Source organism: Pelagibius litoralis (assembly GCF_011683915.1).
GTDB lineage: Bacteria > Pseudomonadota > Alphaproteobacteria > Kiloniellales > Kiloniellaceae > Pelagibius > Pelagibius litoralis.
Genome location: NZ_JAAQPH010000001.1, coordinates 315027 through 340303 on the forward strand (window position 1 = coordinate 315027; position 25277 = coordinate 340303).

The 25277-nt window shown below is 62.3% G+C and carries 23 protein-coding genes; all 23 read left to right on the plus strand.

Features of this window, described 5'->3' with window-relative positions:
* Positions 1–4: 4 nt before the first annotated feature.
* Positions 5–316 carry an NADH-quinone oxidoreductase subunit NuoK gene (nuoK, locus tag HBA54_RS01595; RefSeq protein WP_167220647.1) on the plus strand — a complete coding sequence of 104 codons (312 nt, stop codon included), beginning with the start codon at positions 5–7 and terminating at the stop codon, positions 314–316.
* Between the two features lie 10 nt (positions 317–326).
* Positions 327–2276, plus strand: a complete 1950-nt coding sequence (gene nuoL / locus HBA54_RS01600) for an NADH-quinone oxidoreductase subunit L (RefSeq protein WP_167220649.1) — start codon at positions 327–329, stop codon at positions 2274–2276.
* A 7-nt stretch (positions 2277–2283) separates the two neighbouring features.
* On the plus strand, positions 2284–3819 hold the full coding sequence (locus HBA54_RS01605) for an NADH-quinone oxidoreductase subunit M (RefSeq protein ID WP_167220651.1): 1536 nt from the start codon (positions 2284–2286) through the stop codon (positions 3817–3819).
* A gap of 10 nt (positions 3820–3829) precedes the next feature.
* Positions 3830–5287 carry an NADH-quinone oxidoreductase subunit NuoN gene (nuoN, locus tag HBA54_RS01610; RefSeq protein ID WP_205944347.1) on the plus strand — a complete coding sequence of 486 codons (1458 nt, stop codon included), beginning with the start codon at positions 3830–3832 and terminating at the stop codon, positions 5285–5287.
* Positions 5284–6069: a biotin--[acetyl-CoA-carboxylase] ligase gene (locus HBA54_RS01615; protein ID WP_167220653.1), complete on the plus strand. Its 786-nt coding sequence runs from the start codon at positions 5284–5286 to the stop codon at positions 6067–6069. The genes nuoN and HBA54_RS01615 overlap by 4 nt, the downstream gene beginning before the upstream one ends.
* 17 nt (positions 6070–6086) lie before the next feature.
* Positions 6087–6860 (plus strand): type III pantothenate kinase, encoded by a 774-nt coding sequence (locus tag HBA54_RS01620; protein ID WP_167220655.1) that lies wholly within the window; start codon positions 6087–6089, stop codon positions 6858–6860.
* Positions 6861–6864: 4 nt separating this feature from the next.
* Complete coding sequence (locus HBA54_RS01625) at positions 6865–8544, plus strand: ribonuclease J (protein ID WP_167220657.1); 1680 nt, start codon at positions 6865–6867, stop codon at positions 8542–8544.
* Positions 8545–8604: 60 nt separating this feature from the next.
* Positions 8605–9009 (plus strand): methylmalonyl-CoA epimerase, encoded by a 405-nt coding sequence (gene mce / locus HBA54_RS01630; protein ID WP_167220659.1) that lies wholly within the window; start codon positions 8605–8607, stop codon positions 9007–9009.
* A gap of 8 nt (positions 9010–9017) precedes the next feature.
* A complete protein-coding gene (locus tag HBA54_RS01635; RefSeq protein WP_167220661.1) occupies positions 9018–9257 on the plus strand; it encodes a DUF1467 family protein in 240 nt (79 codons plus the stop codon).
* A 40-nt stretch (positions 9258–9297) separates the two neighbouring features.
* Positions 9298–9897 (plus strand): DNA-3-methyladenine glycosylase I, encoded by a 600-nt coding sequence (locus HBA54_RS01640; RefSeq protein WP_167220663.1) that lies wholly within the window; start codon positions 9298–9300, stop codon positions 9895–9897.
* A 290-nt stretch (positions 9898–10187) separates the two neighbouring features.
* Entirely contained in the window at positions 10188–10676 is a 489-nt protein-coding gene (locus HBA54_RS01645) for a hypothetical protein (protein ID WP_167220665.1), read from the plus strand.
* A gap of 114 nt (positions 10677–10790) precedes the next feature.
* Positions 10791–12119 (plus strand): proline--tRNA ligase, encoded by a 1329-nt coding sequence (gene proS, locus HBA54_RS01650; protein WP_167220667.1) that lies wholly within the window; start codon positions 10791–10793, stop codon positions 12117–12119.
* A 9-nt stretch (positions 12120–12128) separates the two neighbouring features.
* On the plus strand, positions 12129–13376 hold the full coding sequence (locus HBA54_RS01655; RefSeq protein WP_167220668.1) for a lipoprotein-releasing ABC transporter permease subunit: 1248 nt from the start codon (positions 12129–12131) through the stop codon (positions 13374–13376).
* The gene (locus HBA54_RS01660) at positions 13369–14067 is read left to right on the plus strand and encodes an ABC transporter ATP-binding protein (RefSeq protein ID WP_167220670.1); all 699 of its coding nucleotides are present in this window, start codon (positions 13369–13371) and stop codon (positions 14065–14067) included. Before HBA54_RS01655 ends, HBA54_RS01660 begins: the two co-directional genes overlap by 8 nt.
* Before the next feature lie 87 nt (positions 14068–14154).
* Complete coding sequence (gene dnaE / locus HBA54_RS01665; RefSeq protein WP_167220672.1) at positions 14155–17613, plus strand: DNA polymerase III subunit alpha; 3459 nt, start codon at positions 14155–14157, stop codon at positions 17611–17613.
* 234 nt (positions 17614–17847) lie between these two features.
* Positions 17848–18711, plus strand: coding sequence for a 30S ribosomal protein S2 (rpsB, locus tag HBA54_RS01670; RefSeq protein ID WP_167220674.1), 864 nt, complete (start codon positions 17848–17850; stop codon positions 18709–18711).
* Between the two features lie 89 nt (positions 18712–18800).
* The gene (gene tsf, locus HBA54_RS01675; protein ID WP_167220676.1) at positions 18801–19727 is read left to right on the plus strand and encodes a translation elongation factor Ts; all 927 of its coding nucleotides are present in this window, start codon (positions 18801–18803) and stop codon (positions 19725–19727) included.
* A 158-nt stretch (positions 19728–19885) separates the two neighbouring features.
* Positions 19886–20632 (plus strand): UMP kinase, encoded by a 747-nt coding sequence (pyrH, locus tag HBA54_RS01680; RefSeq protein WP_167220678.1) that lies wholly within the window; start codon positions 19886–19888, stop codon positions 20630–20632.
* A gap of 3 nt (positions 20633–20635) precedes the next feature.
* Complete coding sequence (frr, locus tag HBA54_RS01685; protein ID WP_167220680.1) at positions 20636–21193, plus strand: ribosome recycling factor; 558 nt, start codon at positions 20636–20638, stop codon at positions 21191–21193.
* Between the two features lie 5 nt (positions 21194–21198).
* Positions 21199–21936: an isoprenyl transferase gene (locus HBA54_RS01690; RefSeq protein WP_167220682.1), complete on the plus strand. Its 738-nt coding sequence runs from the start codon at positions 21199–21201 to the stop codon at positions 21934–21936.
* 8 nt (positions 21937–21944) lie between these two features.
* A complete protein-coding gene (locus HBA54_RS01695; protein ID WP_167220684.1) occupies positions 21945–22727 on the plus strand; it encodes a phosphatidate cytidylyltransferase in 783 nt (260 codons plus the stop codon).
* A 1-nt stretch (position 22728) separates the two neighbouring features.
* On the plus strand, positions 22729–23931 hold the full coding sequence (locus HBA54_RS01700) for a 1-deoxy-D-xylulose-5-phosphate reductoisomerase (protein WP_167220686.1): 1203 nt from the start codon (positions 22729–22731) through the stop codon (positions 23929–23931).
* A gap of 139 nt (positions 23932–24070) precedes the next feature.
* On the plus strand, positions 24071–25207 hold the full coding sequence (gene rseP / locus HBA54_RS01705) for an RIP metalloprotease RseP (RefSeq protein WP_167220688.1): 1137 nt from the start codon (positions 24071–24073) through the stop codon (positions 25205–25207).
* The last annotated feature ends 70 nt before the right edge of the window (positions 25208–25277 follow it).

Here is a 25277-nt window from a genome sequence, read left to right on the forward strand (position 1 = left end):
ACAGATGCTTGAAATCGGACTGGGCCACTATCTGACGGTTGCCGCCATCCTCTTCACTCTGGGGATCTTCGGCATCTTTCTGAACCGCAAGAACGTCATCATCATTCTCATGTCGATCGAGTTGATGCTGCTGGCGGTGAATATCAACTTCGTTGCCTTCTCGACCCATCTGCAGGACCTCGTCGGACAGATCTTCGCCATGTTCGTTTTGACCGTGGCCGCCGCGGAAGCGGCGATCGGCCTGGCCATCCTCGTGGTCTATTTCCGCAACCGCGGGTCTATCGAGGTCGAAGACATCAATATGATGAAGGGTTAGGGCAGGGGCCATGGATCAACTTATCGTCCTGCTGCCGCTGCTCGGCGCGATCATTGCCGGCTTCTTCGGGCGCCTGATCGGCGACCGGGTTTCCATGCTGGTGACCTGTGGCCTGCTGGTTCTCTCCGCCATCCTGTCCGGCTTTGTGTTCTTTGATGTCGGGATTCAAGGTAACGCCCGCACGACGGAGCTTTTCACTTGGATCGACTCAGGCAGCTTCGAGGTAAGCTGGGCCCTCAAGGTCGACACCCTGACCGCGGTTATGCTGGTGGTGGTCACCTGGGTTTCCTCCATGGTGCACATCTATTCCGTCGGCTACATGTCGCATGACAATGCCAAGCCGCGCTTCTTCGCCTATCTCAGCCTCTTCACCTTCTTCATGCTGATGCTGGTGACGGCGGACAACTTCTTGCAGATGTTCTTCGGCTGGGAAGGCGTCGGCCTGGCGTCCTACCTGCTGATCGGTTTCTGGTATGAGCGGCCCTCTGCCTGCGCCGCTGCGATCAAGGCCTTCCTGGTCAACCGCGTCGGCGATGTCGGCTTCGCGCTCGGCATCTGCGGCGCCTTCGTGCTGTTCGGGTCTGCCGGTTTCGACGAGGTCTTCGCCGCAGTGCCGGGAATGGCCGATGCGCAGTTCACGGCCTTCGGGATTGAAGGCCATGCGCTCACCATCATCTGCATCCTGCTGTTCATCGGCGCCATGGGTAAGTCGGCGCAGCTCGGTCTGCACACCTGGCTGCCGGATGCCATGGAGGGGCCGACGCCGGTCTCCGCCCTGATCCATGCCGCGACCATGGTGACTGCCGGGGTGTTCATGGTGGCCCGCCTGTCGCCGATGTTCGAGTTTGCGCCGACGGCGCTGGAACTGGTGACCTACGTCGGTGCGCTGACGGCCTTCTTCGCCGCCAGCGTCGGCCTGACGCAGAACGATATCAAACGAGTCATCGCCTATTCGACCTGCTCGCAGCTCGGCTACATGTTCTTCGCCATCGGCGTCTCGGCTTATTCGGCGGCGATCTATCACCTGATGACCCATGCCTTCTTCAAGGCGCTTCTGTTCCTTGGCGCCGGCTCTGTCATTCACGCCATGTCAGACGAACAGGACATGCGCAAGATGGGCGGTACCTACAAGCTGATCCCCATGACCTACATTCTGATGTGGATCGGTACCCTGTCCCTCCTGGGTATCGGCATCCCCGGAACCGTGATCGGCTTCTCCGGATTCTTCTCCAAGGACATCGTCATCGAAGCCGCCTTTGCCGACCATTCGTTCCATGGGAACTTCGCCTTTATCGTCGGCGTGTCTGCGGCCGCCATGACGGCGTTTTACTCTTGCCGCCTGATGTTCATGACCTTCCATGGGAAGCCGCGGGCGCCCAAGGAGGTCATGTCGCATGTCCACGAGTCGCCGCCGGTTATGCTCTTGCCGCTGATCTTCCTGGCCCTGGGCGCGCTCTTCGCGGGCGGTGCCATGTACTACCTCTTCGTCGGCAGCGGCATGGAGGCCTTCTGGGGCGAGTCCCTCAAGGTTCTGCCGGAGAACAACACGGTCGAAGCAGCGCACCACGTGCCGTTCTGGGTGAAGGCTTCGCCGCTCGTCGCCGGTATCCTCGGCATCGGTTTGGCCTGGTACATGTACATCGCTTCGCCGGATATGCCTGGAAAGCTGGCAGGAGCGCTACGGCCGCTTTACCTGTTTTCCTTCAACAAATGGTACTTCGACGAGCTTTACGAACGGGTCTTCGTGCAGCCGGCGCGCCTGCTGGGCTTTGGCCTCTGGAAGGGCGGCGACGGCGCGATCATCGACGGGCTCGGCCCCGATGGCATCGCCGCGACCACCAAAAACCTGTCGCGCCGCGCCTCGCTGCTGCAGAGCGGCTATGTCTATCACTATGCCTTTGCCATGCTGATCGGGGTCGTCTTCCTGGTCACCTGGTACATCTTGAGCCAACTGGGGTGATCATCTGATGACGACGGGCTGGCCGCTTCTTTCGACGATCACTTTCCTGCCGCTGGCGGGTGCTCTCATCATTTTGCTGATCGGGCGTCACGACGACGAGGCCGTGGTGGCCAAGAACGCCCGTTATATGGCGCTCTGGACATCCTTCGTCACCTTCGTGGTGTCGCTGTTCCTCTGGACCGAGTTCGACCGTGGCTCCGCCGACTTCCAGTTTGTCGAGCGGGTCGACTGGATCCCGGCCTTCAATATCAGCTACCACATGGGCGTCGACGGCATCTCCATGATGTTCGTGCTGCTGTCGACCTTGCTGACGCCGCTCTGCGTGCTGGCGAGTTGGAACGCGATCCAGAACCGCGTGAAGGAATACATGGTCGCCTTCCTGGTTCTGGAAACCTTGATGGTCGGCATGTTCTGCGCCTTGGATATCGTGGTCTTCTACATCTTCTTCGAAGGTGTGCTCATCCCGATGTTCCTGATCATCGGGATCTGGGGAGGCGGACGGCGGGTCTATGCGGCCTTCAAGTTCTTTCTCTACACCCTTCTGGGTTCGGTTTTGATGCTGCTGGCGATCCTCGCCATGTATTTCGATGCCGGCACGACCGATATCCCGACGCTGCTGGCGCACAATTTCTCTACCGCCATGCAGACCTGGCTCTGGCTCGCTTTCTTCGCGTCCTTTGCGGTGAAGATCCCCATGTGGCCGGTGCACACCTGGCTGCCGGACGCCCACGTCGAGGCCCCCACCGCCGGGTCGGTCATTCTGGCCGGCGTGCTGTTGAAGATGGGCGGTTACGGCTTCCTGCGCTTCTCGCTGCCGATGATGCCGGAGGCATCGGACTTTTTCGCACCTTTCGTGTTCTCGCTCTCGGTCGTCGCGGTGATCTACACCTCGCTGGTGGCCCTGGCCCAGGAGGATATGAAGAAGCTGATCGCCTATTCGTCGGTCGCCCATATGGGCTTCGTGACCATCGGCATCTTCGCGGCGAACCAGCAGGGTATCGAAGGGGCGATCTTCCAGATGCTGTCCCATGGCATCGTTTCCGCCGCTCTGTTCCTCTGCGTCGGCGTGGTCTATGATCGCCTGCACACCCGCCTGATTGCGCGCTACGACGGCCTGGTCCAACGCATGCCCGCCTATGCCCTGGTGTTCATGCTGTTCATGTTGGCCTCGGTCGGCCTGCCCGGGACCAGCGGCTTCGTCGGTGAATTCCTGGTGCTTGTCGGCGCCTTTCAGGTGAACACCTGGGTGGCTCTTTTGGCGGCTACGGGCATGGTTCTGGGCGCGGCCTATATGCTCTACCTGTACCGCCGGATCATCTTCGGCAAGATCACCAAGGACGATCTGAAAGCGGTCCTGGATATGGATTGGCGGGAGAAGGCAGTCTTCGCGCCGCTTATCGTGCTGGTCCTCTGGATGGGCATTTACCCCGCCTCGTTCATCGATGTGATGGCGCCTTCGGTGGAACGCCTGGTGGAGAACTATCAGACGGCGCTGGCCAACTCAGAAGGCCCGTTGCTTGCCGGCCTCTGGCCGCTGCGTTAGGAGAGGCGCGATGATGTCTGAAATGAACCTGACCGCCGCGCTGCCGGAAATCTTTCTCGCGATCGCCGGCATGCTGTTGCTGATGCTGGGTGTCTTTCGCGGCAACAGCGGAACGCGCCTGGTGCTCTGGTTGACGGTTGGCAGCTTCGTGGTGGTCTTCGTCATGATTGCCGGCATGATGGGCCGCAACGAGATCGCAATGGGCGGGCTTTTCGTTGCCGATGCTTTCGGCGATTTCATGAAGCTGCTGGCGCTGATCGGTTCGGCGGTGACCTTGATCATGTCGATCCGCTTCATCGAGCGCGAGGACATGGCGCGCTTCGAATACCCGGTGCTGATCCTCTTTGCGACTCTCGGCATGTTGCTGATGATCTCGGCCAACGACTTGCTGTCGCTCTATATGGGCCTGGAACTGCAAAGCCTCTCGCTCTATGTCGTCGCGGCCTTTCGCCGCGATCACCTGCGCTCCAGCGAAGCCGGCTTGAAATATTTCGTCCTCGGCGCCCTGTCTTCGGGGATGCTGCTCTACGGCATGTCGATGATCTACGGTTTTGCCGGCACCACGTCCTTTGAGGGTCTGGCAAGCCTGATGGCGCAGAAGCTCGCTGCCGGCGAAGAGGCGCCCATCGGCCTGATCGTTGGCATCGTCTTCCTCGCGGCGGGCCTGGCCTTCAAGATATCGGCCGTACCGTTCCATATGTGGACGCCGGACGTTTATGAGGGCGCGCCGACACCGGTAACCGCGTTCTTTGCGACAGCACCGAAGATTGCTGCCATGGCCCTGATCATCAGGGTGATGATTGAGCCCTTCGGCGACATGGTGGCGCAGTGGCAGCAGATCATCTGGTTCATTTCCCTGGCCTCCATGGTCCTGGGCGCCCTGGCGGCGATCTACCAGACCAACATCAAGCGGCTGATGGCTTACAGCTCGATCGGGCATATCGGCTATGCCCTGGTCGGTCTGGCGGCGGGAACGGAAGAGGGGGTGCGCGGCATCCTGCTCTACCTGACCATCTACCTCGTCATGAACCTGGGCACCTTCGCCTGCATTCTCTGCATGCGTCAGAAGGATGTGATGGTCGAGGGGATCGAGGACCTGAAGGGCCTCAGCAAGACCAATCCGCTGATGGCCTTTGCCCTGGCCGCCTTCATGTTCTCGATGGCCGGCATTCCACCGCTGGCCGGCTTCTTCGGTAAGCTCTATGTCTTCCTGGCCGCCATTGAGGCGGGCCTCTACTTCCTCGCCGTGTTCGGTGTTCTGGCTTCGGTGGTGGGTGCCTTCTACTACCTGCGCATCATCAAGCTGATGTACTTCGACGAGCCGACGGAGTCCTTCGACCGTCCAATCGGCCGCGAGATGTCGCTGATCCTGACCGGCTCCACCCTGGTGATCCTTCTGTTGTTCCTGGTACTGGGACCGCTGCTCGACGGGACGGCCCTGGCGGCCGCGTCGTTGTTTGAGGGATGAACCCTGAACCGGTGAAGGGGCGTCAGCCGAAGCTGCCCCCGGCCTATCGCCTGGTGCAGCTTGAGGAAGTCGACAGCACCAGCAGTGAGGCCAAGCGCCGCGCTGCCGAGGGCGCCGAAGACGGCACCCTTATCTGGGCGCGGCGCCAGAGCGCGGCCTATGGCCGCCGGGGCCGGCCCTGGGATAGCGGCGAAGGCAACCTCTTTCTCTCCCTCATCGTCCGGCCGGATTGTACCTTGGCCGAGGCGGCCCAGCTGAGCTTCCTGACCGCTCTGGCTTTGGGCGATGCGGTCGGCAGTGTCGCTCCGCCGATGATCGAGGTGACCTATAAGTGGCCGAACGACGTCCTCTTCAATGCCCGCAAAGGCGCCGGTATCCTATTGGAATCAAAGGGTGATGGTCACGGCGGGCTGGAATGGCTGGTGATCGGCGTTGGCGCGAACGTGACCTCTTTTCCGCCTGAATCCCGCTTTCCCGCGACCTCTCTGCACTTTGAGGGCTGCCCGTCCAGCGTGAGCGCCGTCGATCTGCTGGAGGCCTTCAGCCGGCATATGCTTTCCTGGGTCAATCGCTGGCTGGATGACGGCTTCGCGCCGGGGCGGCAGGCTTGGCTGAACCATGCTCACGGCCTTTCGGAGGACATTGAAGTGCGCCTGCCGCAGGAGACACTGAGCGGCCGCTTTCAGGGGCTCGACCCTCAGGGCGCCCTGCAGTTGGCTCTGCCGGACGGCAGCACGCGCAGCATCGCCGCCGGGGAGGTTTACTTCCCCGATAGCACTTAGGGGAAGGGCGGTCAGCGATGCTTCTCACCATTGATGCCGGTAACACCAATGTCGTCTTCGCCATTTTTGACGGTGAGGCAATGCGTGCCAAATGGCGCGCCTCCAGCGACGCCAAGCGCACCGCCGACGAGTACGCGGTCTGGCTGACCCAGTTGATGGCCCTGGAAGACCTGAAGCCCGCTGATGTGACCCAGGCGATCATCGCCAATGTGGTGCCGGCGGCGACCTTTCAGCTAACCACGCTTTGCGAGTCCTTTTTCGGAGTCAAACCGCTGCTGATCGGCGAACCCGGCGTCGATCTGGGTATCTCGGTGCTGATGGACCGGCCGGAAAATGTCGGCGCCGACCGGTTGGTGAACGCTTTGGCCGCCCATCGACGTTACGGCGGGCCGTTGATCGCGATCGATTTCGGCACTGCGACGACCTTTGACATTGTCGGGCCCGACGGCGCCTATGAGGGCGGCGTTATCGCCCCCTCGGCACAGCATTCCAGCGAGGCGCTCTACCGTGCCGCCGCCCAGCTGCCGCGGGTCAAGATCGAGCGGCCTGAGCACGTCATCGGCAAGGATACCGTGCCCGGGATGAAGTCGGGGATCTACTGGGGCTATGTCGGCCTGATCGAAGGCTTGGTGGCGCGCATCCGGGAGGAGTACGGCCGCCCGATGAAGGTGATAGCGACCGGCGGGCTGGCGTCGATCTACGCCGAAGCGACACCGGTCATCGAAGCTGTGGACCAGGATCTTACGCTGCGCGGGCTCTGCCTGATCCACGCGGCCAACACTAAGGAATAACTTGATGGTACGCAGCTACACCGGGTCGGACCTGGGGGCCGATGCGCTCTACTTTCTGCCCCTTGGCGGCACCGGTGAGATCGGTATGAACCTCAATCTCTACGGCCACAAGGGGGCTTGGCTGATGGTTGATCTGGGCATCACCTTCGCGGACGAGCGCCTGCCGGGGGTCGATGTTCTGATGCCGGACCCGGCTTTCATTGAGGAACGCCGCGAGGATCTGGCCGGCCTTGTGCTGACCCATGCCCATGAAGACCATATTGGTGCCGTTCCCTACATCTGGCCCAAGCTGCGTTGTCCGGTCTATGCGACCGGTTTTACCGCGGCGCTGCTGCGCCGCAAGCTGGCGGAGTTCGGGTTGCTCGACGAAGTGCCCCTGACCGAGGTGCCGCTATCGGGCAAGTTCTCGGTGGGGCCTTTCGACATTGAACTCATCACCCTGACGCATTCGATCCCCGAGCCCAACGCGGTGGTGATCCGCACCGATGCCGGGTCGGTTCTTCACACCGGCGATTGGAAGCTCGATCCCGACCCCCTGGTCGGCGACGACTTCGACGAAGCGCGCCTGAAGGCCCTGGCCGACGAGGACGTGCTGGCGATGATCGGTGACTCGACCAATGCCATGGTTGCCGGTGAAGCCGGTTCCGAGGGCGCGGTACGCGACCGGCTGCGCGATGTGATTGGCGGCCTGAAACAGCGGGTCGCCGTCGCCTGTTTTGCCAGCAACGTCGCGAGGCTTGAGACGATCATCAAGGTGGCGGAGGAGAGCGGCCGCCGGGTCTGCCTGCTCGGCCGCTCCATGCACCGTATCGTCGAATGCGCCCGGGAAAGCGGTTACCTGAAGGGGCACCAGCCGTTTCTCTCAGAAGATGAGATCGACTACCTGCCGCGCAACGAAGTGCTGCTGCTGTGCACCGGCAGCCAGGGTGAACCGCGGGCTGCGCTCTGGCGTATTGCGCGCGGCGACCATCCGGCCGTCGCGCTGGACAAGGGCGATGCCGTGGTCTTTTCTTCGCGGGTGATTCCCGGCAACGAGACCAAGATCTTCGAACTGCAGAACGCACTGGTCGAGTCCGGGGTCGAGATCATCGATGACCGTAACCACGATATCCATGTTTCCGGCCATCCGGGCCGTGATGAACTGATCCAGATGTATCAGTGGGTGCGGCCGCGCATCGCCGTGCCGGTGCATGGCGAACGGCGTCATCTGGCCGCCCACGCCCAGATCGCCAAGGAATGCCAGATACCCCAGCAGATCGTCGGGCAGAACGGCGCCATGATCCAACTGGCGCCGGGGGAGGCGCGGATCATCGATCAGGTCCCCTCCGGCCGCCTGGCTTATGAGGGGCGGCGTCTCCTGCCGGTGAATTCGTCGGTGATCAAAGGACGCCAGAAGATGGTGTTCAATGGGGCCGCTGCCGTGACCCTTGTGTTGGATGAGCGCGGCCAGTTGGACGGCGACCCGGAAATCAGCACTGCCGGGCTCTTCGAGCCGGGCGAGGAAGATGAGATTCTGACCGAGGTTGAGGCCGCAATCAGCCATGCCGTCCAACGCCTGGGAAAGCGCGAACGCCGCGACGATTCCGCCGTGCGGGAGGCCGCCCAGCAGGCCTTGCGGCGCACCGTCAACCGGCTGCTTGGCAAGAAGCCTGTCACCATGGTGCACGTCATACGGTTTGAATAGAGCGGCGCTTCGAATAGGCTGGGCCTGGGTAGCAGAGTCGAGAATTTTGAGGAGGAGGGCATGATCGGTCGCTTGAACCACGTTGCCATTGCGGTGCCGGACCTTGAGGCAGGGGCGGCAGTCTATCGCGCCATGCTGGGCGCTGAAGTCTCCGCGCCCCAGGCGCAGCCCAAGCATGGGGTCACCGTGGTTTTCGTCATGCTGCCCAACACCAAGATCGAACTCCTGGAGCCTCTGGGCGAGGACTCGCCGATTGCCGCTTTTCTGGCGCGTAACCCCGCCGGCGGCATGCACCATGTCTGCTACGAGGTCGACGACATTCTGGCCGCCCGCGACCATCTGGTTGCCCAGGGGGCCCGGGTGCTGGGCGATGGGGAGCCCAAAATCGGGGCCCACGATAAGCCGGTACTCTTCCTTCATCCCAAGGATTTCTGCGGCACTCTCGTCGAACTTGAGCAGGTCTAGGGCAGGCGATGAACTGGTTCACCGGCATTCTCGTCTACACCATGGTCTGGTGTGTCGTTTTCCTGACCGTGCTGCCCTTCGGGGTTCGCCGGACGGAGAACCCCCAACCCGGTCACGAAGCCGGCGCACCGGAGCGACCCATGCTGGTCCGCAAGGTCCTGGTTACGACCCTTCTTGCGGCGGTGATTTCGGTCGGAATCCACTTTTTCATCGAGCAGGACTGGATCAGCTTCCGCGTCACTCCTTGAGGGCGCGGCCAAGAAAAGCCTATATTTTGGAAGCGCTTACATGAGCAGTTATTGCGATTTCGCCCCGGATCATCCTGTCCACGCATACTATCATAACCAAGAATACGGCTTCCCGGTGGAGGATGATCAGGTGCTGTTTGAGCGCCTGATCCTGGAAATCAACCAGGCAGGGTTGTCCTGGGAACTGATGCTGAAGAAGCGCGAGAACTTCCGGGCGGCCTATCACGGCTTCGACATCGCGCGGGTGGCGGGTTATGGCGAGAAGGACCGGACCCGGCTGTTGAATGACGCCGGCATCATCCGCAACCGCCTGAAGGTCGACGCGGCCATAGAGAACGCAAAGCGCATCCTGGTCCTGGCCGAGGAACACGGTTCCTTCGCCGGCTGGATCGCCGCGCAGCATCCACTACCCAAGGAAGACTGGGTGAAGCTGTTCCGCAAGACCTTCAAGTTCACCGGCGGCGAAATCGTCGGGGAGTTCCTGATGAGCATCGGGTATCTGCCGGGCGCGCATCACGAGAAGTGCCCGACCTACCGTAAGATTGCCGGTCTGAAACCGGCCTGGATGGTGGCGGCGAAGAAGACCGCCGCGAAGAAGCTTGGCGCAGGGGCGGGGAAAGCGAAAAAGGCAAAAAAATAGGCAAGCACGAAGCTTGCCGTCACCAGTTCCCTGTTAGGTTTTGAGGCCCAATTGCAGGCTCTCTTTTTATTGGATGATTCCGAAGAATCACCGAAAAGGCGTATCCACCCTAAACCTGGGCCGCGCTGCCATTTATTAGGCAGTTCTTACGGGAAGATACTATTAGCCTAAAGAACTATCCGCGTCATCACTTTTCTAACAATGTTACGCTGATGGGCCATGTTGCATTGCAACAATTTCGCGAAAGCGGGTTTATCGCTTTCTTAAATCGAGGGAACCTAGGTTCGAGCATGCGCTCACCAGATCTCACCTGTTTTTCACTTTGTCGCCTTTCAGTTGCCGGGCTGCTCGGCCTTTGCCTCGCGATACCGGGCCTGACGGTTGCGGCGGCGGACGAGCCCTACCTGACGATCAGCGCGGCGGATTGCGCGGCCCTGACCCGTCATCTGCCGGCAGACGATGTGACCTATCAGGCGGGCGTCGACGTGCGCAGCAAGGCCGTAGCGCCGGCCGATCTGGGGGCCAACGATCCGTCGGGCGGTGGCGGCATTACCCTGCCGCAGGCGGTGATCATCCCCATCGAGGTGGATCTTTTCGACCGGTTTGGCATCCCCGCCAACGGGGTGAACTTCAAGGCCGACGCCTTCATCGGCGAGGTGACGGTGGATCTCGCCAGCGGCCAGGCCTTTTTCAACGGCCAGCCCCTGCAAAGCGAGGCTGAGGCTGAATTGGCCGCCCGCTGCCAGTGGATCATCCGGGATTCAAAGGCCGCCGACTAGCAGGACCGGGCGTGCCATGGACAAGGCCCCGGGCTTCCCATATACAACATGACTTCCCCCGTTTCGGTCGGTTTTCGGCCGGGGCGGGCCCGTCAGTCACAGCCAGAGTTCTCCATGCGCCTTTCGCAGTATTTCATGCCGACCCTGAGGGAAAACCCGAAGGAAGCGGAAATCGTCTCCCACCGCCTGATGCTGCGTGCCGGCATGGTCCGCCAGGCCTCGGCAGGCATCTACTCCTGGCTGCCGCTCGGCTATCGGGTGCTGCGCCGGATCGAGCAGATCGTCCGCGAAGAGCAGGATGCCGCCGGTTGGCAGGAACTGCTGATGCCGACCATTCAGTCGGCGGATCTGTGGAAACAGTCGGGCCGCTATGACGACTACGGCAAGGAGATGCTGCGCATCCAGGACCGCCATGAGCGCGAGATGCTCTACGGGCCGACCAATGAGGAGTTGATCACCGAGATCTTCCGCAACGGCGCCAAGAGCTACCGCGACCTGCCCAAGGGGCTCTATCACATCCAGTGGAAGTTCCGCGACGAAGTGCGGCCGCGCTTTGGCGTGATGCGGGGACGGGAATTCCTGATGAAGGATGCCTATTCCTTCGACCTGGATTACGACAGTGCCAAGCGCGCCTATCAGCGCCAGTTCGTGGCCTACCTGCGGACCTTCGCCCGCCTGGGCCTGAAGGCGATCCCCATGGAGGCGGACACCGGGCCCATCGGCGGCGATCTCAGCCACGAGTTCATTGTGCTGGCCGAAACAGGGGAGTCGGAAGTTTTCTGCGACCGTGAGTTCCTGGACCATGATGTATTGGAGGCTGATTTCAACTACCAGGACGATGCCGCGGTCCAGAAGGTGGTGGACTACTCCACCAGCCTATACGCCCGTACCGACGAGAAACACGACCAGGCCCGTTTCGAGGCGGACGTACCCGAGCAGCGGCGTTACGTCGGGCGTGGGATCGAGGTCGGCCATATCTTCTATTTCGGCACCAAGTACTCCGAGCCTCTGGGCGCCCTGGTCACCACGCCGGACGACCAGACCGTGCCCATCCACATGGGCTCCTACGGCGTCGGCGTTTCGCGCCTGGTCGGCGGCATCATCGAGGCCAGCCACGATGAGAACGGCATCATCTGGCCGGAATCGGTGGCGCCTTTCCATGTCGGCCTGGTGAACCTCCGCATTGCTGATGCGGATTGCACCGCGGCCTGCGATAAGCTCTATGGCCAGCTGGTCGAGGCGGGGGTTGAGGTGCTGCATGATGACCGTGATGAGTCGGCGGGGGCCAAGTTCGCTTCCATGGACCTGATCGGGCTGCCCTGGCAGCTTGTGGTCGGGCCGCGCGGCCTGAAGAACGGCGTCGTCGAATTGAAGCGCCGCGGCGGCAACGGCGAGCGCGAGGAGCTCTCGCCCGAGGCCGCCATCGCCAAGCTGGTCGCTTAGGCCGCCCGGATGATCTTCAATGCCTTCGAACGCCTGGTGGCGATGCGCTACCTGCGGGCACGCCGCGAAGAGGGTTTCATCTCCGTCATCGCGGTCTTCTCCTTTCTCGGCATCATGCTGGGGGTAGCCGTTCTCATCATCGTGATGGCGGTGATGAACGGCTTTCGCCAGGAACTGCTGTCGCGGATCCTGGGCGTGAACGGCCACCTGACGATCTTTGCCAATGGCGGCGGCATAGACGGTTACGACGACCTGACAGCCCGCCTGATGGCGGTCGAGGGTGTGATCTCCGTGACCCCCCAGGTCCACGGCCAAGTGATGGTGACGGCCGATGGGTCGGCGACCGGCGCCCTGGTCCGGGGTATGCGCGGCGAGGATGTGGCGCTGCGTCCGATCCTGGCGGAAAATATCATCAGCGGCAGCATGGCCGACTATGGCGTCGATAACGGCATCCTGATGGGATACCGCCTGGCCCGGCAGCTCGGCCTCAGGGTCGGCGACAATGTGACCCTGGTCTCGCCGTCGGGCACGACCACGGTGATCGGTACCGTACCGCGATTGAAGACCTACCAGGTGGCGGCCCTCTTCAATGTCGAAATGTACGAATACGACAACGGCTTCATCTACATGCCCCTGGAGGCTGCGCAGCTGTTCTTCCGCCTGCCGGAATCCGTGAACGCGGTCGAGGTTTTTGTCGATGATGTGGAGGACGCGCTGAGCGCAGGCCGGACCCTGCAACGAGAACTGGGGCCGGGATTTCGCACCGTCGACTGGCAGCAGACCAATGCCAGCTTCTTCAACGCGATCCAGGTCGAGCGCAACGTCATGGCCTTGATCCTCTCGCTGATCATCGTGGTGGCAGCGCTGAACGTGATCTCCGGCCAGACCATGCTGGTGAAGGACAAGGGCAGAGACATTGCCATCCTGCGGACCATGGGCGCGACCCGCGGCATGATCTTGCGTATCTTCCTGCTGAGCGGCGCCAGCATCGGTGTGCTGGGGACCCTCTGCGGGTTCGGGCTCGGTCTGGCGTTTTCCAGCAACATCGAAGCGATCCGCCAGGTGCTCCAGAAGATGACCGGGCGAACGATTTTCGATGCAGAGATCTACTTTCTGTCGCGCCTGCCGGCGGAGGTCGAATCCAGCGAGGTGATTGTCGTCGTCGTCTTTGCCCTGGTGCTTTCTTTCCTGGCGCCGCTCTATCCGGCCTGGCGGGCGGCGCGGCTCGATCCGGTGGAGGCGCTTCGCTATGAGTGAACGCGGCGCCAACGCCGCCGGCAGTCTCGAACTGCGGGACGTGAAACGGGTTTTCAAGCAGGCGCGCAGCAAACTAGAGGTGCTGCACGACGCCTCCTTCACGGTCAGGGCGGGGGAGATGGTGGCCCTGGTCGGTCCCTCGGGCTCGGGCAAATCGACTCTGCTGCACATCGCCGGCCTTCTGGAAAAACCTGATGGCGGCGAAGTTCTGGTCGACGGCGAGGCCTGCACCAAACTCTCCGACGGAGCCAGGACGGCACTGCGCCGCCGCGCCATCGGTTTTGTGTATCAATACCATCATCTTTTGCCGGAGTTCTCGGCCCTGGAAAACGTGGTGCTGCCGCAGATGATCGCCGGCGTTTCCAAGACCAAGGCACGGGAGAAAGCTGCGGGATTGCTGGACTCCGTCGGGCTCACGCCCCGGGCCAGCCATCGCCCGGCGCGGCTTTCGGGCGGTGAGCAGCAGCGCGCGGCCATTGCCCGGGGACTGGCCAACGACCCCTCGATCCTGCTGGCGGACGAGCCGACCGGGAACCTGGACCCGGACACCGCCGACGGTGTTTTCGCCCAGTTGACCGGTCTGGTGCGCAACGGCAGCCTGGCCGCTCTCATCGCCACCCACAACATGGATCTGGCCAGGCGCATGGACCGTGTTCTGCGACTGGAGCACGGCCACATCGTCGAAGGTTAGGGTCTCACTCCCGTCTGGCGAGTTACCCACAGCGGTTGCTAACCTGTTCTCCTGACTCGACTCCTTCACTGAGGGCACACTCGGCGCATGGCGCACGCTGACTTCGTTCATCTCAGGGTCCACTCGGCCTATTCCCTGTCGGAAGGGGCGATCCGGCCGAAGGTCCTGGTGAAGCTCTGCCGGGAGCATGGCATCCCGGCGGTCGCGGTGACCGATACCAGCAATCTCTTCGGCGCCCTTGAGTTCGCCCAGGAAGCCCAGAAAGCCGGCGTCCAGCCGATCATCGGCTGCCAACTGGCAATCAGCCGGGAAGCGGGCGAGCCGCGCAACGGCACCGCGCCGCCACCGGATCAACTGGTCCTGTTGGCGCAGAATCAAACCGGTTACGAAAACCTGATGCGCCTTGTCTCCGTGGCTTTTCTCGAAAGCGACCCCGGCGAAGTCGCGCAGGTAGGCCTGGACCTGCTGACCGAATACGCCGAGGGGCTGATCGCGCTGACCGGCGGGGTTTCAGGCGCGCTGGGCCGTTTGCTCTCCGGCGGGCAGGGACCTGCGGCGGAGGCCCTGCTGAAACGCCTCCAGGAGATTTTCCCCGGGCGGCTCTATGTCGAACTGCAGCGCCATGGGCTGCCGGAGGAAGAGGCAATCGAGGCGGCGCTGCTGGATCTGGCCTATGCGCAGGATCTGCCGCTGGTTGCAACCAACGAAGCCTACTTCCCCGGGCCGGACGACTATGAGGCCCATGATGCACTGCTGTGTATTGCCGGCGGCGCCTACATCGCCCAGAGCGACCGCCGCCGCCTGACCCCGGATCACAGCTTCAAGACGGCGTCTGAGATGCGGGTGCTGTTTGCCGATCTGCCCGAGGCGGTCGACAACACCCTGGTGATTGCCCGGCGCTGCGCCTATTTCCCGGAGTTCGTGAAGCCCATTCTGCCGGCCTTTCCGACGACCGAGGGCCGCAGCGAGGAAGAGGAGATGCGCGCCCAGTCGGAGGAAGGACTGGAGAGACGCCTGGAGGACCAGGTCCTGACCGGTGTCGATCCGGCGGAGCGGGAGGCCGTGGCGGCGCCTTATCGCGAGCGCCTGGCTTTCGAGCTCAAAGTGATCCAGGAGATGGGCTTTGCCGGCTACTTCCTGATCGTTGCCGACTTTATAAAGTGGGCCAAGACACATGACATTCCGGTCGGGCCGGGGCGCGGTTCCGGCGCCGGCTCGGTGGTCGCCTGGGCCCTGACCATCACCGATCTGGACCCACTTCGCTTCGGCCTGCTGTTCGAGCGTTTCCTCAATCCTGAGCGCGTGTCGATGCCTGACTTCGACATCGATTTCTGCCAGGACCGCCGCGACGAGGTGATCCGCTACGTTCAGGACAAGTACGGCCGCGACCACGTCGCCCAGATCATCACCTTCGGAAAGCTGCAGGCGCGGGCCGCGCTGCGCGATGTGGGCCGGGTACTGCAGATGCCCTATCCGCAGGTCGACCGCATCTGCAAGCTGGTGCCGAACAACCCGGCCAATCCGGTCACCTTGCAGCAGGCCATCGACGGCGAGCCGCAACTTCAGGAGATGCGCCGCGAAGACGAGGCGGTGAACCGCCTGATCACCATTGCGCTGCGCCTCGAGGGGCTCTACCGCCACGCCTCGACCCACGCCGCCGGCGTTGTGATCGGCGACCGTCCGCTCGATCGACTGGTGCCGCTCTACCGCGATCCGCGCTCCGACATGCCGGTCACCCAGTTCAACATGAAGTATGTCGAACAGGCCGGGCTGGTGAAGTTCGACTTCCTGGGGCTGAAAACCCTGACCGTGCTGCAGCGGGCCTGTGCTTTGCTGGAGCAGCGCGGCGTGACGGTCGACCTGACCCATATCCCGCTCGACGATGCCGGCGCCTTCGAGATGATGAGCCGGGGCGATACGGTCGGCGTGTTCCAGTTTGAATCCTCGGGCATGCGCAGCCTGCTGCGCGAAGCGCGGGTTGACACCTTCGAGGACATCATCGCCCTGGTGGCGCTCTATCGGCCCGGCCCGATGGAGAACATCCCCAAGTACGTCGCCTGCAAGTACGGCAAGGAGCAGCCGGAGGTGCTGCACGAAACCATCGAGCCGGTGGTGAAGGATACCTACGGCGTCATCATCTACCAGGAACAGGTGATGCAGATCGCCCAGGTCTTTGCCGACTACAGCCTGGGACAGGCCGACCTGCTGCGCCGCGCCATGGGCAAGAAGATCAAGGCGGAGATGGACGCCCAGCGCGACATTTTCGTGAAAGGCGCCATGGCCAAGGGCGTGACCAAAGACCGCGCCTCCTACGTCTTCGACCTGGTCGATAAGTTTGCCGGCTACGGCTTCAACAAGGCCCATTCCGCCGGTTATGCGCTGGTGGCCTATCAGACGGCTTATCTGAAAGCCAACCATCCGGTCGAGTTCATTGCCGCTTCGATGACTTACGACATGGGCAATACTGACAAGCTGAACGTTTATCGCCAGGAGCTGCAGCGCCTCGGCATCGCCTTGCTGCTGCCGGACATCAACCGCTCCGAGCGCGACTTTTCGGTCGAGGCCCTGGACGACGGGACGCCGGCGATTCGTTACGCCCTGGCGGCGGTGAAGAACGTCGGCGGCGCGGCCATGGACTCGGTGATCGAGGAGCGGCAGAGCGGCGGCGCCTTCAAGAGTCTTGCCGACTTTGCCCAGCGCGTCGATGTGAAGCAGATCAACAAGCGCCAGGTCGAGAACCTGGCCCGGGCCGGCGCCTTTGACGACCTCAGTCCCAACCGGGCGCAGGTCTACCACGCGGCCGAGACCATCGTGCGCTACGCCAGCGCCGCGGCCAGCGAGCGCGAAAGCGCCCAGGTCAACCTCTTCGGCGCGGCGGACGAGAGCGAGCCCCTGGCGCTGCCGCTTCCGCCGGTCGAGGACTGGCCGGGAATGGATCGGCTCCGCAATGAGTTCGATGCCATCGGCTTTTATCTCTCGGCCCATCCGCTGGATACCTACGGGCCGACACTGGAGAAGATCAAAGCCAAGACCAGCACCGAAGTCATGCAGATGGGCAAGTCGGACCTTGTCACCATGGCGGGCATCGTGATCGGCAAGCGGGAGCTCAACAGCCGCAAGGGCAACCGCATGGCCTTCGTGCAGCTCACCGATGCCTCCGGCGTCTTCGAGGTGACACTGTTTTCGGAAACCCTCAGCCAGGCGCGTGAGTTCCTGGAAGGCGGCCAGCCGCTCTCGCTGAAGGTGTCCGTCGAGCATCGCGGCGAAGACGAGCCGCGGCTTACCGCGCAGTCTCTGGAGCCGCTGGACAATGCCGCGGCAAGGGGCTCGGACGGCCTCAACATTCACCTGACCAGTCCGAAGCCGCTCAGCAGCCTGAAATCCATCCTGGAGCGCGAGGGCAGGGGCCGGCGTAAGGTGAAACTGGTCCTGACGCTGGCGGACGGGCAGGAGGTCGAACTGGCCCTGGGGGGCGGTTATCAGCTCTCGCCGACCACCCGGCAGGCGATCAAGGCGATCCCGGGGATCGTTATGCAGGAGCGCTGAGCGGCGGCCCTGCCGGGGCGCTGGCCGCAGATGGGTTTTCCAGGTCCTTTTTCCTTGATTTTTGCGGCCCTGGGGGCGATAACCCGCCCGTTTTCAACCTCACACGTGGGCATTGCGGCTCTCGGGGAGAAATCCCGATCGTCGCTCCGGTGTCTGAAACCCCAGCTTTTCCGGGCTTTTTTGGAAAAGGGGAGCAGATGACAGGCCCACGGTGGACCAACCGGAGAAGATCTTATGGCGCTTCCGAGCCCCACGATGCGTCAGCTGTTGGAAGCTGGCGTTCACTTTGGACATACCACCCGTCGCTGGAACCCCCGCATGGCCCCCTACATCTTCGGGGTCCGTAACGGCGTTCACATCATCGATCTCGAACAGAGCCTGCCGTTGCTGAACCAGGCGCTGGTTACCGTGCGCGAAGTGGTCGCCGGCGGCGGCCGCGTGCTCTTCGTCGGCACCAAGCGCCAGGCCAGCGAGAAGGTGGCCGAGGCTGCAAAGCGCTGCGGCCAGTATTACGTCAACCACCGTTGGCTGGGCGGCATGCTCACCAACTGGAAAACCATCTCGAATTCGATCAAGCGCCTGCGCACGGTCGAAGACCAGTTGGCCAAAGAGCAGATCGGCCTCACCAAGAAAGAGCTGCTGAACCTGACCCGCGAACGCGACAAGCTGGAGCGTGCACTGGGCGGGATCAAGGAGATGGGCGGTCTGCCTGACGTGATCGTGGTGATCGACACCAACAAGGAGCACATCGCCGTCAACGAGGCGACCAATCTGAAGATCCCGGTGATCGGTGTGCTTGATTCCAACTCGAACCCGGATGGTGTGACCTTCCCGGTACCGGGCAACGATGATGCACTGCGCGCCATCAGCCTGTACTGCGACTTGATCGCCGATGCCGTTCTCGACGGCATTCAGGCGGAGGTAGCGGCCAGCGGCGGCGATGTCGGTGCTGCCGAAGTGGCGCCGGTCGAAGTGCTGCCGGAAGAGCCGGCGGCTGCACCACCTGCCGAGGCTGCTCCTGAAGCGGCTCCCGAGGCAGCCCCGGAAGCGGTTGCCGAAGCTGCGGATGCCTCGAAAGAGGCTTCTGCCGGCAGCTGAGACCGGAAAAAAGCGATTTGGGAGCCCCGGCCAAGGTCGGGGCTCCCTCATTGAAGAACACTTGGACTCCAAGAAAAAAGAGGTGAGTCATGGCTCAGATTACCGCAGCGCTGGTCAAACAGCTGCGCGAATCCTCCGGCGCGGGGATGATGGATTGCAAGAAGGCGTTGACCGAGACAGACGGTGACCTGGAGACAGCGGTCGACTGGCTGCGCAAGAAGGGTCTCGCTGCTGCCGCCAAAAAGGCAGGCCGCGTCGCGGCCGAGGGCCTGGTTGCTGTCGCCTCCGAGGGTACTTCCGGCGCCGTGGTCGAAGTCAATTCCGAGACCGACTTCGTTGCGCGCAACGATGCTTTCCAGGGTTTCGTGCGCAGTTGCGCGGAGATTGCACTCGGCGTGGGTGGCGACCTGGAGCAGACCACGGCAGCCGGTTTCCCCGGCACCGACCATAGCGTCGCCGATGAACTGACCAACATGATCGCCAAGATCGGCGAGAACATGGCGCTGCGTCGTACGGCCGGTATCTCCGTCGGCAAAGGCGTTGTTTGCTCCTACATTCACAACCAGACGGCCCCGGGCCTGGGCAAGATCGGTGTGCTGGTCGGGCTCGAATCCGAAGGCGACACCGCGAAGCTTGAAGCGTTGGGCCGCCAGTTGGCCATGCACGTTGCTGCGGCGCAGCCCCAGGCGGTCGACCGCGACGGCGTCGATACCTCTGCCGTGGAGCGTGAGCGTGACGTCTTGGCCGAGCAGGCGCGTGCCAGCGGCCGGCCTGAGGAGATCATCGCCAAGATGGTCGAGGGCCGGCTTCGCAAGTTCTACGAGGAAGTCTGCCTTCTTGAGCAGGTTTTCGTCATCGACGGCGAGAACAAAGTCAGCAAGGTCCTGGAGACCGCCGGCAAGGATGTCGGGGCTCCAGTCACGGTTGCCGGCTTCCATCGCTTCCAGTTGGGCGAGGGCGTCGAGCGGGAAGAATCCGATTTTGCGTCAGAAGTCGCCGCGACCCTTGGGGGATAGTGCCTTGCGGGCCTGGACCCGTTGGCTATAAAAATGTTCTGGGCCGGAGGGCTTCGGGCCACTGGCGCGAAGCCCTCCGGCGCATTACCATGTGGCCGCTTTTCCCCCAGCGCGCTCCCCCAGAGGCGCACCCTCGTCGCAAGGCTTCATAGAGGCTCATGTCCAAGACGCAAACCCAACTGAACCCCGCGCCACGCTACAAGCGTGTCCTTCTGAAGATTTCCGGCGAAGCCCTTATGGGCAATCGCGAATACGGTCTCGACCCTGATATGGTCGCGCAGATCGCCAGAGATGTGGGCGCCGTTCGGGCGCTCGGGATCGATGTTTGCCTGGTCGTCGGCGGCGGTAACATCTTCCGCGGAGTTTCTGTCGCGGCGGCCGGAATGGAGCGCGCCTCGGCCGATTATATGGGCATGCTGGCGACTGTGATTAACGCTCTGGCTCTGCAGAACGCCCTTGAGCAGATCCAGGTGGACACAAGGGTACAGACCGCCATTCCGATGGATACGGTCGCCGAACCCTATATCCGGCGCCGGGCCGAGCGGCACATGGAAAAGGGACGAGTGGTCATCTTTGCCGCAGGAACCGGAAACCCTTATTTCACGACGGATACCGCGGCGGCCCTGCGCGCCTCCGAGATGGGCTGTGATGTCCTTCTGAAGGGCACCAAGGTGGACGGCGTCTATGATGCCGACCCTGAGAAGAATCCAGATGCGAAGCGCTATGAGCGCCTGGGGTATATGCGGGTATTGACCGACGATCTGGGTGTTATGGATCATGCGGCTATCTCTCTTGCCCGCGAAAACCAAATCCCTATCCTTGTCTTCTCGATTTATCGACCCGGCGCCTTTGCCGAGGTGCTGTCGGGCAATGGTTGCTACACACTGGTGAAAGATGAGGATTGAACCGTGGCTGACCCTGATCTAAGCGATATCAAACGCCGTATGGACGGTGCCATCGATGCGCTCCACAAAGAGTTTGCCGGCCTCAGAACGGGCCGCGCTTCGGCCGGTCTGGTGGAGCCGATCATGGTTGAGGCCTATGGGGCCGCAACCCCGATAAACCAGGTCGGCAGCATTTCGGTGCCGGAACCGCGGATGGTCACCGTCCAGGTCTGGGATCGCAGTCTGGTCGGTGCCGTTGAAAAGGCAATCCGCGAGGCCGGATTGGGCCTGAACCCGGCGAGTGACGGGCAACTGGTGCGTGTGCCGATACCCGCCCTGTCGGAAGAGCGGCGCATAGAGCTGACCAAGATCGGCGGCAAGTATGCCGAGCAGGCGCGGGTTGCGGTTCGCAACGTGCGCCGGGACGGCATGGAAATGCTCAAGAAAATGGAAAAGGACTCCGAGATTTCCAAGGACGAGCATCACGGCTGGGCGGAAAAAATCCAGGATCTGACGGACGCCCACATCAAGAAGATTGATGAGGGGCTGGCCCAGAAGGAAGAGGAGATACTCCAGGTCTGACCGCGATGGACGAACTCCCTTTCTCTTCGGATCCGGCGGTTCCTCGTCACGTTGCGATCATTATGGATGGCAACGGGCGCTGGGCGAATGCGCGGGGTATGCCGCGCACCCTTGGCCACCGTCAAGGTGCCGAGGCCGTGCGCCGCTGCATATCGGGCGCGATCGAGCTTGGCATTCCATTTCTGACCCTCTTTGGCTTCTCTTCGGAGAACTGGCGCCGGCCGATGACCGAGGTCGCGGACCTTATGGGCCTTCTGCGGCGCTATCTGCAAAGCGAGTTGGCGGAGATCCACAAGAACGGCATCCGCCTGCGCGTGATCGGCGACCGGGCGCGTCTGCCTGACGACATTGTCCGCCTGATCGACGATGCTGAAGCGAGAACCCGGGACAATCAGCGGCTGAACCTGATGATTGCAATCAGCTACGGCAGCCGCCAGGAGATTGCCGAGGCTGCCAGAAGATTGGCCGAGGCGGTACGCGATGGCGAGCTGCAGCCCTCGGAAATCGACGAGGACCTTTTTGCTCAAGGGCTTTTGACCGCCGGTATTCCAGACCCTGACTTGGTAATCCGGACCTCCGGCGAGCAGCGCCTTAGCAATTTCCTGCTCTGGCAGGCCGCCTACAGCGAATTGATCTTTGTCGACAAGCTTTGGCCTGATTTCGACAAAAGCGACCTTCTGGCGGCTGTCGAAGAATACCAAAGACGTGACCGGCGCTACGGCGCGGCTGCTGAATCCCAGTAGGGACAAGCTTGCTCAAGACCCGCATTATTTCGGCAGTGGTGCTGGCACCACTGATTCTCGCGGGCATCTATGTCGGGGGGGTCTGGCTCGACGCGTTGATGCTCGTCGCCGCGGGCTTGATGGGATGGGAATGGGCGCGGCTGTGCAGCAGCGGCAGGTTTCTTCCTGGTGGCATACTGGTCATCCTGACGCTGATCGGGGTTCCCTTTGCCTTCGCCCTGGAGGTCTCGCAGCACGCGTTTATTGAGTTGCTGATCGGCACGGCCCTGGTTTTGCTCGTGAACTTTTTTGTGCATCGGCCACAGGCGTTGTGGTTCGCCGGGGGCACGCTCTACATAGGCCTCGCAGTGCTTTCGTTTCTCTGGTTACGGGAAATCCCCGGTCAGGGGCGTGCCTTGGTCTTCTGGGTCCTGGCTGTCGTCTGGGCGGTGGACATCGGCGCCTACTTTACCGGACGGGGAATTGGCGGCCCCAAGCTGGCGCCGACCATCAGCCCGAACAAGACCTGGGCCGGTTTGATCGGCGGTGCTGTCTTTGCCGCCCTGGTAAGCGGTATCGCCGCCGAGTGGCTGGAGAAACCGCTGTTTCTCATGATCTGCGCCGGTGCCTTCCTTGCCGTCGTCGCGCAGGGCGGCGATCTGCTGGAGTCGTGGTGCAAGCGCCGCTTTGGCGTAAAGGATTCCAGTCACCTGATTCCCGGCCATGGTGGTATCCTGGACCGTGTAGATGGCCTTTTGGCGGTCCTTCCGCTTGTTTTCGTCTTCTTCTGGGTTATGGAGGCCCGCGTCTGACATGTCATTGGCTACCCCCGCACTGAAGACAGCGAGCCAACCGCGACGCCTCACGGTCTTGGGCTCAACCGGATCAATCGGTTGCAGCACCCTGGATCTGGTCGAACGCAATCGCGAGGTCTTCGAAATCGAAGCCCTGACCGCCAATCGATCGGTTTCCAGCCTGGCCGCGCAGGCAAAGCAATTCGGCGCGCGCCTGGCCGTGGTGGCGGACGAGAGCTGTTATCAGGACCTCAAGGAAGCGCTGAGCGGCACCGGCATCGAGGCTGCTGCCGGGCCGGCGGCGGTGGCCGAAGCCGCGGCAAGGCCCGCCGACTGGGTCATGGCCGCGATCGTCGGGGCGGCAGGACTGGCGCCGACGTTATCGGCGGTTCGTCAGGGACGAATCGTCGGGCTCGCCAACAAAGAGACCCTGGTGTGCGCCGGCAGCCTGATGACAGCGGAGGTCGCAGCCTGCGGCGCCCACCTGCTGCCTGTCGATTCTGAGCATAATGCCATCTTTCAGGTCCTGGATCTGGAGCAGCCGGAGGCGGTCGACCGTTTGATCCTGACGGCTTCGGGCGGGCCTTTCCGCAAGCTCAGCCGCGAGGCGATGGCCACGGTCACGCCGCAGCAGGCCGTGGCGCATCCCAATTGGGATATGGGCGCCAAAATCTCAGTAGATTCAGCCACCATGATGAACAAGGGCCTGGAACTGATCGAGGCACACTACCTCTTCGGCGTGCCTGAGGACCGGATCGATATCCTGGTCCATCCCCAGTCCGTTATCCATTCCATGGTGTCCTACATCGACGGATCGGTGCTGGCTCAGTTGGGGCAGCCTGACATGCGCACGCCCATCGCCTATGCCCTGGCCTGGCCGGAGCGTATGGCGACCCCGGTGGAGAGGCTGGACCTCGGGGCTATCGCCCGCCTGGACTTCGAGTCGCCTGACGATATTCGCTTTCCGGCCCTGGCCCTGGCCCGGGCGGCCTTGCGTGCCGGCGGGACGGCACCGACCACCCTGAACGCCGCCAATGAGGAAGCCGTGGCGGCTTTTCTGGCCGGCCGCATCGGCTTTACCGAGATAGCCGAGGTTGTGGAACAAACGCTTGAGGCCCATCCCAGCGTGTCCCTAAGCAGCCTGGACGAAGTTGAGGCGGCGGATGGGATTGCCCGGCAGACCGCCCAAAGGCTGCTTGAACAACGGGGTGGTGCGGCCTAAGTCCTTTTCTTAACAGCGGTTTTGCGGTATCACCGTGAGCTCCGATGAGGGGTCGGGTGGGCGAGCCGATGGTCGCCAAGGCGGCCAGAAGACCGGCCGTCGAAAGCTCAGAAACAAGCTTAGGATCGACCTTTAAGTCATGGATTTTTCTGGTGGCCTTTACGGCTTTGGCATACCCTTTCTGATCATCCTCACGGCTCTGGTCTTCATTCATGAACTTGGCCACTACCTTGTGGCGCGATGGAACGGCGTGCGCGTCGAGGTGTTCTCCATTGGGTTTGGCCCGGAACTGTTCGGATGGACCGACAAAGCCGGGACGCGGTGGAAGTTCAGCGCGATTCCGCTTGGCGGTTACGTGAAGATGTTCGGCGACGCGAATGCGGCCAGCATGCCGTCGGATGAGAGCCCGGAAATGAGCGAGGCGGAGCGCGCGGTTGCCTTTCCGCACAAGCGCCTGAACCAGCGCGTCTGGATCGTCGCGGCCGGGCCGATTGCCAATTTTCTCTTTGCCATCGTTCTTCTGGCCGGCCTTTTCAGCATTATCGGTCAACCCTTCACACCCGCTGTGGTGGGGGCAGTAGTTCCGGATTCCGCCGCCGAAGCCGCCGGGTTCCAGGCGGGCGACGAGATTACCGCGGTAAACGGGAATTCCGTGGCACGTTTTGAAGAGTTGCAGCGGATTGTCGGGCTGCGGCCCGAAGAAAACCTGGAAATCACTGTGCTGCGCGACGGTGAGGAGCTGGAGTTGATCGCGACCCCGGCGCGCGTCGTGCGGGAGAACAGCCTTGGCGAAGCCCAGGAAGTGGGTCAACTGGGTATCCAGCGCAGCGGCAATGCCTTCATCCGGCATGATCCGGTCACGGCGGTTTGGCAGGCGACGCGCGAGACGATTTCCATTGTCAGCCAGACCTTTACGGCGCTCGGCCAGATTATAAGGGGGGATCGCGGTGCCGACGAGCTGGGAGGACCGATTCGCATTGCCCAGATGTCGGGACAGGTGGCGGAACACGGTATTCCCCAGGCCATCTTTTTTGCCGCGGTGCTTTCGATCAACCTGGGACTGATCAATCTCTTTCCGATACCCATGCTCGATGGCGGTCATCTTCTGTTCTATGCCGTTGAGGCGGTGCGGGGGCGCCCATTGGGGGAAAGGGCCCAAGAATACGGTTTTCGGATTGGACTGGCTCTGGTATTGACGTTAATGGTCTTCGTGACGTGGAACGACTTGGCGCGGTTCGAGACTTTAGCGAATTTTTTTAAGGGCCTGGTCACCTAGAACACCAGTGCCACGGGGGAAGGAACAAGGGAACGTGTGTCGCGGACGGTTGTTCGTCGTCGTTATTGCT

Excerpts from the sequence above, each read along its gene's own strand:
- nuoK (WP_167220647.1), top strand. The coding sequence starts at position 5 with ATGCTTGAAATCGGACTGGGCCACTATCTGACGGTTGCCGCCATCCTC.
- nuoL (WP_167220649.1), top strand. The coding sequence starts at position 327 with ATGGATCAACTTATCGTCCTGCTGCCGCTGCTCGGCGCGATCATTGCC.
- HBA54_RS01605 (WP_167220651.1), top strand. The coding sequence starts at position 2,284 with ATGACGACGGGCTGGCCGCTTCTTTCGACGATCACTTTCCTGCCGCTG.
- nuoN (WP_205944347.1), top strand. The coding sequence starts at position 3,830 with ATGATGTCTGAAATGAACCTGACCGCCGCGCTGCCGGAAATCTTTCTC.
- HBA54_RS01615 (WP_167220653.1), top strand. The coding sequence starts at position 5,284 with ATGAACCCTGAACCGGTGAAGGGGCGTCAGCCGAAGCTGCCCCCGGCC.
- HBA54_RS01620 (WP_167220655.1), top strand. The coding sequence starts at position 6,087 with ATGCTTCTCACCATTGATGCCGGTAACACCAATGTCGTCTTCGCCATT.
- HBA54_RS01625 (WP_167220657.1), top strand. The coding sequence starts at position 6,865 with ATGGTACGCAGCTACACCGGGTCGGACCTGGGGGCCGATGCGCTCTAC.
- mce (WP_167220659.1), top strand. The coding sequence starts at position 8,605 with ATGATCGGTCGCTTGAACCACGTTGCCATTGCGGTGCCGGACCTTGAG.
- HBA54_RS01635 (WP_167220661.1), top strand. The coding sequence starts at position 9,018 with ATGAACTGGTTCACCGGCATTCTCGTCTACACCATGGTCTGGTGTGTC.
- HBA54_RS01640 (WP_167220663.1), top strand. The coding sequence starts at position 9,298 with ATGAGCAGTTATTGCGATTTCGCCCCGGATCATCCTGTCCACGCATAC.
- HBA54_RS01645 (WP_167220665.1), top strand. The coding sequence starts at position 10,188 with ATGCGCTCACCAGATCTCACCTGTTTTTCACTTTGTCGCCTTTCAGTT.
- proS (WP_167220667.1), top strand. The coding sequence starts at position 10,791 with ATGCGCCTTTCGCAGTATTTCATGCCGACCCTGAGGGAAAACCCGAAG.
- HBA54_RS01655 (WP_167220668.1), top strand. The coding sequence starts at position 12,129 with ATGATCTTCAATGCCTTCGAACGCCTGGTGGCGATGCGCTACCTGCGG.
- HBA54_RS01660 (WP_167220670.1), top strand. The coding sequence starts at position 13,369 with ATGAGTGAACGCGGCGCCAACGCCGCCGGCAGTCTCGAACTGCGGGAC.
- dnaE (WP_167220672.1), top strand. The coding sequence starts at position 14,155 with ATGGCGCACGCTGACTTCGTTCATCTCAGGGTCCACTCGGCCTATTCC.
- rpsB (WP_167220674.1), top strand. The coding sequence starts at position 17,848 with ATGGCGCTTCCGAGCCCCACGATGCGTCAGCTGTTGGAAGCTGGCGTT.
- tsf (WP_167220676.1), top strand. The coding sequence starts at position 18,801 with ATGGCTCAGATTACCGCAGCGCTGGTCAAACAGCTGCGCGAATCCTCC.
- pyrH (WP_167220678.1), top strand. The coding sequence starts at position 19,886 with ATGTCCAAGACGCAAACCCAACTGAACCCCGCGCCACGCTACAAGCGT.
- HBA54_RS01690 (WP_167220682.1), top strand. The coding sequence starts at position 21,199 with ATGGACGAACTCCCTTTCTCTTCGGATCCGGCGGTTCCTCGTCACGTT.
- HBA54_RS01700 (WP_167220686.1), top strand. The coding sequence starts at position 22,729 with ATGTCATTGGCTACCCCCGCACTGAAGACAGCGAGCCAACCGCGACGC.
- rseP (WP_167220688.1), top strand. The coding sequence starts at position 24,071 with ATGGATTTTTCTGGTGGCCTTTACGGCTTTGGCATACCCTTTCTGATC.